Origin of the sequence: Shewanella sp. 38A_GOM-205m (assembly GCF_000518445.1) — a bacterium.
In the GTDB taxonomy this organism is placed as follows: Bacteria; Pseudomonadota; Gammaproteobacteria; order Enterobacterales; family Shewanellaceae; genus Shewanella; species Shewanella algae.
The window spans coordinates 1-1,664 of the sequence record NZ_JADP01000059.1 but is presented as its reverse complement, the minus strand read 5'-3'; the positions used below and the strand labels follow the sequence as shown (position 1 = coordinate 1,664).

General features: G+C 47.8%; 2 protein-coding genes and 1 pseudogene. 1 reads left to right on the top strand and 2 read right to left on the bottom strand.

Annotated features, from left to right (window positions below; translation table 11 throughout):
• Positions 1–176: pseudogene (locus N512_RS24240) on the bottom strand (alpha-amylase family glycosyl hydrolase); the annotation flags it as partial.
• A gap of 52 nt (positions 177–228) precedes the next feature.
• Between N512_RS24240 and N512_RS23430 the strand changes: the two are divergent.
• Positions 229–495 (top strand): site-specific DNA-methyltransferase, encoded by a 267-nt coding sequence (locus N512_RS23430; RefSeq protein WP_231473628.1) that lies wholly within the window; start codon positions 229–231, stop codon positions 493–495.
• A gap of 392 nt (positions 496–887) precedes the next feature.
• Here the strand turns inward: N512_RS23430 and N512_RS0119005 are convergent, their stop codons facing one another.
• Positions 888–1,361: a hypothetical protein gene (locus N512_RS0119005; RefSeq protein ID WP_028781319.1), complete on the bottom strand. Its 474-nt coding sequence runs from the start codon at positions 1,359–1,361 to the stop codon at positions 888–890.
• Positions 1,362–1,664 lie beyond the last annotated feature (303 nt).

Below are 1,664 nucleotides of genomic sequence, written 5' to 3'. Positions count from 1 at the left end.
CAGAATATTGACGACAACTGCCTGATTTTATCCACTATCCAGCCACGTCTATGCTCGTAACTGCGCCCCGACAGTGCATCTTCACCACACAAAAATGCCCTTCTAACGCAACGGTTAATCACGTGGTAAAAGGGCGTACTTTCAGCATCTATCAACTGACGACGGGCGGTGGTCATAACAAACCTCGACTGAGCTTTGATGGGTATTTCAAAGCCTAGTCAAGGCTGTGTGAAACATCAAAAAGATATGGATGTCCTGTATTTTCTCTGGCATTACCCCACTGTGCCCTACTACCCATGCAAGCACCCCTGCGAAAAACCCGCAGCCATGCTCGAGCACATCATTAACGCCAGCAGTCGCCCTGGAGACGTTGTCTTGGATTGCTTTATGGGTTCAGGCTCTACCGGAAAAGCCTGCAAGGCGCTGGGACGGCACTTTATCGGTATCGAGTTGGATGACGGGATATTCAACCAAGTCAGGGCGGCTATGGAATAGATATTCAGAGAAAAATGTCAGCGCTATGGCAATACACTGCACGCTCTCTGATTAACGCGAGTGAGCAGCCATGCCCCAATGACAATGGTGGCTTAAGAAAAGTGCCAACAAGTCCTATGTGTGCTCTGCGTCGGCTTACAGGCCTGGATGCAAGTTGTGCCTTCAGTCAGATGCCTTGAACGCCAATTGTTGTGCAAGCCACTCTCTACATCAAAAGAGTGCCGCGAGGACTTATTCACACCTTCCTTAGATAATCTACCTTGTCTAGATCACTGTCTAAAAATTCGATACTCATGCCTTGAAATCATTCTTCCTACTTCTGGTAGCGGGGCTTCTTAGGTTTAACGCGGAGCGCACCGGCGCACTTTAGCGCGTCCGAATAACGCGAATTGTTATAAACTTTCTCGGACAAACTGCTCAATACTGAGATGCCGTCCCTTGCTTTGGTAATGCCCATCTAAGGCGTAGGCCATCTTTTCTAGCGGAGCGTTATCATACCCAAAATCTTGAATCTCTCGAATGTAGCGCTCTATGAAACCTTGAGGCGCGAGCTCACGCCATTGCAGCACATGAACCAATTCATGGAAGTGAAGCCGAAGTTCGTTTGCAGCTTCTTTCTTGACGTAATAGGTATCGTTGTAGGTAATACCTCCCACGTCCATGTCGATGAAGTCTCCTAAACCTGCTTCCCTGAGTCCTGGAAAATCAGGCTTCGGGATTTCGTCGGTAACAACGAAAAACGCTGTCTTCAGAAATTCAGGCGAGTAGAAACCGTTGAAATGTTCGTCAAGGACAGAGCAAGACTGACGCACTTCCCTATGTGAGGAATTCACCCGATGTATCCATTCCTCGATCTCTTCGATCATTACTCCTCCTATTTATAACGCCAGCGCCTAGGGAGTCCCCAGACAATTCCCTTTTTATTCAACGGACATACAGGACATCCTAAACACTTTCTAAGCCGCAAGGAAGTACACTGCAGGGGGGGGCAGTCTCTGATAAATAACGACAGTTTTATGGAAATGAGCTTCTCTGAGACGAGTAACTTGCATGCTTCATACAAAAACTGCGGTTGCCAGGCATGCCTGCGGCAGGCTTAAGCCTGCTTATGCAAAATTACGAACGGTTTAAGGTTAATGGGGATGTATTGCTTGGCTTTGTTGCTTACC